Annotated in this window: 4 protein-coding genes; all 4 read right to left on the bottom strand. The window is 57.7% G+C overall.

The window, feature by feature from the left end:
* On the bottom strand, positions 1 to 576 hold a 576-nt coding region (locus tag M0974_RS30475), incomplete at its 3' end, for a PhnD/SsuA/transferrin family substrate-binding protein (RefSeq protein ID WP_297845662.1).
* Between the two features lie 306 nt (positions 577 to 882).
* Positions 883 to 3,357, bottom strand: a complete 2,475-nt coding sequence (locus M0974_RS30470) for a TonB-dependent receptor (protein WP_297845660.1) — start codon at positions 3,355 to 3,357, stop codon at positions 883 to 885.
* Positions 3,358 to 3,591: 234 nt separating this feature from the next.
* Positions 3,592 to 4,461 carry a TauD/TfdA family dioxygenase gene (locus M0974_RS30465; RefSeq protein WP_297845658.1) on the bottom strand — a complete coding sequence of 290 codons (870 nt, stop codon included), beginning with the start codon at positions 4,459 to 4,461 and terminating at the stop codon, positions 3,592 to 3,594.
* Between the two features lie 248 nt (positions 4,462 to 4,709).
* The coding region (locus M0974_RS30460; protein WP_297845655.1) for a rhodanese homology domain-containing protein at positions 4,710 to 6,104 on the bottom strand (1,395 nt) is incomplete at its 5' end.

Genomic DNA, 6,104 nt, shown 5'->3' with positions numbered 1-6,104 from the left:
CGTGATGGAGATGGTGGTGTACGGGTCCCACGTGGCCCAAGCGTCGGCGTCGCCGCTGTCGAGCAGCAAACGAGACTCGCTAGGCAGTAGGTAAATGAAGGTTACGTCACTGGTTTTCAGGCCTGCTTCACGCAACGCCTTGATCGCCAGAAAGTGCCCGATAGAGCCGCGACCGGTAACGATGCGTTTGCCCTTCAGGTCGCTGACGGTTTTAAGTGGGGAATTCTGCGGTACTAGAATCGCCGTGGTGTAGCGGCCCTCGGCGTGAGTGATGCTGACCACTTTCAACGGCACACCGGCACCGAGGGCAAATACATACGGTGCATCGCCCAACCCGCCGACATCCACCGCGCCGGCATTCAGCGCTTCACCCAGCGGTGCGGCTGCCGCGAACTCGGAAAACTCGATTTTGTAGGGCACATCCTTCAACTCTCCCGAGGCCTCCAGCAATACCTTGATCGACGACTTCTGATTGGCCACCAGCAGCGGTTGAAGGTCCGCGGCCTGTGCCTGTTGGCCAATCGACACAACAAGCAAAGCGCCCAACAACAGGCGAGAGAAAGAATGCAGCGTCATAAAAACGTATCTCCAAGCAAAAAGGTGCGTATCAGCGGCCTCCGCCTGGAAAAGGGGTCGGTCTTGCGTTGAAGTTATTCCTATAAGAAACGAATGTGAAGTATCTTTTGGTTATAAGCTAATTATGTATTTTTTTGATTTATTGCATGAGTTAATATAAATATTATGAATAAATATTTTTGGGGATATCAATTTCTGTAGGACCGAATTCATTCGGGAAAGCAGCAACGCGGTCATTCTGAAAAACCGCGCTGGCCGCTTCCCGAATGAATTCGGTCCCACAGAAACCTCGATAATCCGCTCCAATCAAAAGTTGTAAGCCAACCGGGTGTAGTAATACGACCCGCCAAACCCGAACGGTGAGAACTGCCCATATTTATAAGCCCCGGCCCAGTCCTGAATGCCCTTTTTATCCGGGTAGACGTTGAACAGGTTGTTCGCGCCCAAGGCCATGGTCAGGTGTTTGGTCAGGTTGTAGGCGACGTCCAGGTCGGTGATCCATTTGGCCGAAAATTTGCGGTCGTTGATCGGGTTGTTGTCGCCTTCGATGTAGCTGCCAAAGCGGGTTACGGCGAGGTTCACGTTGTAATCCGTGATCTTCCAGTCCGAGGCCAAAATCAATTTCGACTGAGGCGTAGCGACGGTCAGGTCCTTCTGCAAACGTCTGTCGAATAGCTGATATTGCGACCCAAGGCTGGAGAGTTGATCGGGGTTGTCCTCCATGCTTTCGATCTTTGTCTGGTTCCAGTTGTATGCCGCGCTCCAGCGTACTTGTCCGTAGGCGCCAAGTTGCTGGCGGTACTCGTTGACGATGTCGACGCCGCGGGTGCGGGTGCTCACGGCGTTGGCGTAATACTGCGCATACAACGACGGTGAGAGGCCGTTGGCGGCGAGAATCTGCGAGATTGCCGGGCCACCGAGCAGGCTGGTGGAGACGATGCGGTCGCGGATCGCGATTTGATAGAAGTCAGTCGTCAGCCGGTAGTTATCCACAGGCTCGTAGGTAAAACCGAAGCTGTAGTTCAGCGACTTCTCGGGCTTGAGTTTTTTCGCGCCGAGGGCTATTGCTTCGGGCGTGTCCACGGGCAGTACCTTGACCGGCACTGATGTCTGTTGGCCGTTGACCACGCCACCCGAGGTAAAGGTTGATGACGAATATATCGTCTGCGCCAACGACGGTGCGCGGAAGCCGTTGTTCACCGTGCCGCGAAACGCAAATCCAGGCGCAATCTCATAGCGGGTAGAGAATTTGCCGCTCCAGGTGCTGCCGATGTCTTGGGTGTAATGCTCGTAACGCCCAGCAACGCCGACGTACCATTTGTCGGTGAGGTCCGTGCCCAAGTCGAAGTAGCTGGCGACGTTGTTGCGGCTGATGCTCCCGGCGTCAGCGACGCTGGTGCCGTTGTAAGATGCCAGCCCCGGCAGCGGGGTGGTCCCGGCAAACGGGCCGCTGGGCAGCACATAATTGCCAGGGGTGTAGCTGTCATAGTCGCCGGGGTCGATTTCATAGCGCTCGAAGCGCTCCTCGAAACCAAACGACGCTTGCAGTGGGTTCTTCAGGCCGATGTCGAAGCTGCGGTTGAAGTCGAGGTTGCTGGTCCACTGATCAAAAATCTGCTCGGCCAGGTTGAACGAGGTCGGGCTGGTCGGCCCCAATGACGGGTTGATCGTGTTGGCGGCGTTGAGCACTGAGTCGTCCTCGCCCCACGTGGTGCTGGCGTCGTAGTTCCAGCCGCCAATATCACCTTTAAAACCCGCCGCCAGTTGGAAGTCATTAGTACGGTTTTTCCGTTGCGCGTGGATGCCGTCGGGATAGGGGCTGTTGGGGTCGCCTGCCAGGGAGTTGATATCGTTGGGCCGATAGTTACCGGTAACTTTGGTGGTCTCCATGTAGCTGAAGGTGGAGAAAGAATAGAACTTGGCGCCGTTCTGTAGCGGCACTTCGAGGTTATAGCTGCCGTTAGTGACCTTCTCGCGGCCGAGCCCGTAACTGGGGTTCCAGCCATTGCGGTTCACGGTCTGATCGCGTGGGTCGGGATGCGCCGCCGTTCCGTACAATAATCCGGTTGCGCTGCCAGTACGGTCAAAAGGTTCTTGTTCTTTAGTGTCCAGCGCCACGTTGAGAAAGCCGTCGTTGGGCATTGGCAGGCCGTAGTTGAGGGTCTGGTGCACCGTGTCGCCATCGCCGCTGCCGTAACGCCCAAAACTGGTTTCGGCGCTGCCACCGCTGTCGTTTTCCTTGAGGATAATGTTGATGACCCCGGCAATCGCGTCCGAGCCATATTGTGCCGAGGCTCCGTCGCGGAGGACTTCGATGTGGTCGATGGCCGACACCGGGATCAAGTCCAGGTTGACCGGCACCGCTGCTGTACCGATACGCGCAAGGTTGTTGATCAGCGCGGTGTTGTGTCGCCGTTTGCCATTGACCAGCACCAACACCTGATCGCCGGACAAACCGCGCATGGTCACGCCACGCACCGACCACGACGTCCCGCCGCCATTGATTGCGGGCAAGTTGAAGGATGGCAACAGGCGCGCGAGGATTTCCTTGAGCCCGACTTTGCCAGTGGCTTGCAGCTGTTCGGCGCTGATTACATCAATGGGTGACGGGCTGTCAGCCACCGTGCGCGGCTTGTCGCCACGGTTACCGGTGACCACGACGGTGTTCAGTGTCGGGTCGCTGTCGGCAGTCGCGGCGTGAACCTGAATGCTGCTGGCCAACAGGCTGAGGGCTGCGTAGGCCATGTAATCATTGTTCTTACGGGTTCTGTTCACGGCCATGGGAGGACTTCCTTGAAATGTCATGGCGCACGGTCCAGCCGTACGCTGTAGCGATGTCGTTAAAACGGAGGGGACTGATTACGTCGGCTGTCGGTACACCGCATAAACCGCTTCCCGAATGAATTCGCTCCTACAGGTTTATTTGCGATCCCTGTGGGACCGAATTCATTCGGGAAGGCAGCCGCACGGTAGGTCAGACAAACCATGTCGTTGCCAACAAAGCGTTATCTACAGTTAGGATTTTCTAACGCGATGCGGGATGTCGTTGTAAGCGATCAGCACCCGCTCCATGCGCCGTGGGTAGTCGCCGTAGTTGTAGACCGGGTAATGAAGGGTCGAACGGTTATCCCAGAAGGCGATGGAGTTTTTGCTCCATTTGAAACGCACCTGATGCTCCGGTTTACTCACTTCCAGCAACAAGCGAGCAATCAACTGTTTGCTGCGTTCAGGCTCCCAGCCGATTACCGACGGGTTCTGCGAGAAGTTGATGAACAGGCTGTCTACGCCGGTTTCCGGATGGGTACGGACCAGTGGGTGAGCAAGGATCGGGTAATCGAATCCCACTTGATCCAGGGCTTTCTTGAAGTCATGCACCACGAACAGCGAGTCGATTTCTTCGCGCAATTCTTCCGGCAGCCCTTGGTACACCGCTGCCGTGTCGGCCCACAGCGTGTCGCCGCCAATCTCCGGCAAATCTACGGCGCGCAAAACCGCCCCAAGGGTGGGTTGCAGCAACCAACTGGTGTCGGTGTGCCAACGGCCACTGGTGCGCGGGCCATACAACTTGCGGTCGTCCTGGGCCTGGATGAGATGCGCGTGCGGTTTACTGGTGTCGTTCTGCTGTGTGGTCGGGTGTACGTACAGCTCACCGAACTGCTGGGCGAAAGCGATCTGCTGTGCGGTGTCGATGTGTTGATCGCGAAAGAAGATCACCTTGTGTTCCAGCAACAACGCGCGCAGCTCATCGCGCAGGGCTGAGGTGATCGGTTGGCTCAAATCAATGCCGGAAATTTCCGCACCGATGGTCGGCTCAAGGCGAGTGACCTGAAGGGATTGAGTGCTGGAAACGGGCTGGCTGGATGACTGTGCGAGTACGACGGACATGGGGATGGAACCTCTCGTTGTTGTTGATCAATAACCTCCGCCTGGAGAGGGGTCGGGTAGGGAAGTGTTGTTTAGGTTTATGGGGTAGTTCGCGGCCCTGGAAGGCCGCGTTTTACTGTGAAAGATAAATCTGTAGGAATGCCCCCGGTGGGAGCGAATTCATTCGCGAATGAAGCGGCGCGGTACAACAGACAAACCGCAGCGATTGCTTCCCGAATGAATTCGGTCCCACAGGATATTTGCAACTCCTAGATGACAAAGAAACCATGCGTCCCGTCCCGTGCGAGCTGATCGACTAGACCGAACTCCCAATCCAGGTACGCCTGCATTGCTTCACGCGGTGCATCGGTGCCTTCATACGGTCGGCGATAGCGGTCGATGCGTGGCGAGGCTAGATGGCTTTCGCCGGTTTCCACGGCAAAACCTGCCGCGACCCATGTACCGCTGCCGCCCTTGAGCAGGAACACCTGTTTGCCGGTTAACGCCTCGACCTCTGAGACCGCGAGCCGGGCCAAGCGGCTGCTGCCACAGGTCAGCACATAGCGTTCGGCGGCGGGAATGTTCGCCAGCGCCTCTTTTAACTGCGCACGCAATACCCACCACGCGCCGGGGATGTGTTGCTTGACGTAGTTGGCGCTGGTGGTGAAATCCAGCACCGCGACATTGCCTTGTGTGCGCCATTGGGCAAGGGTTTCAGCGCTGATTTCTTCGGCTTGGTGTGGCACCGGAATAGGTGCGTTCCAGTCGCCTTTTTCGCTGAAGTCGGTCGCCAGCAAGTCGTCGGCAACGAACACTTCCCAGCCCAGTTGCGCCAGCCACGAGCCTGACATGTTGGCGCGTACGCCGTCATCGTCGATCAGCACCAGGCGCGCGCCACGGACGCTGGCGTAGTGATCGGTTTCCTGCACCAATTGCCCGCCAGGCGTCGAGCGCGATCCAGGCAAATGGCCTTGGGCAAACTCTTCCGGGGTGCGTACGTCGAACAGGTACGTGCTACGGCTGGCGTCGGCTTGCCAGTGGTGCAGGTCAGCGCGAGACGCACGTTTGACCCCGGCTTTTTGCGCCACCTTAAATGCGTCGGCGGTGGCCAGTTCACGGGTGTCTTCGCTCACGGCGGCGAAGCGTCGGGCTTGGCCGTGTTCGAGTGTCTGTCCGGCCAGTAACCAACCAATCGTGCCATTGCGCAGCGCTGAAATTTTGTTCGGCAGCCCGGCGTTCACCAGCGATTGGGTGCCAATGATGCTGCGTGTGCGGCCTGCACAATTGACGATGATGCGGGTGTTCGGGTCTGGCGCCAGTTCCCGTGCGCGCAGCACTAATTCAGCCCCCGGCACGCTGATGCCACTGGGAATACTCATGGTCTGGTATTCGTCATAACGACGAGCGTCCAGCACCACCACATCCGCGTTGGACTCGATCAGTGCTAACACTTCCTCGGCGGCCAGTGATGGCGTGTGGCGTTGGCTCTCTACCAGCTCGCCAAAGGCTTTGCTCGGTACGTTGACGTCGATGAACAGCTCGCCGCCGGCTTCGCGCCAGCCCTGTAAGCCGCCTTCGAGCAAGCGCACGTCCCTGTAGCCGAGATCCTGCAAGCGTTGCAGCGCTATCGTCGCCAAGCCTTCGCCGTTGTCGTACACCGTGAT

Origin of the sequence: Pseudomonas sp., from assembly GCF_026224925.1 — a bacterium.
Lineage (GTDB): Bacteria > Pseudomonadota > Gammaproteobacteria > Pseudomonadales > Pseudomonadaceae > Aquipseudomonas.
Note: the sequence above shows the minus strand (reverse complement) of the source record. Positions and strands in the feature narration are given on the sequence as shown.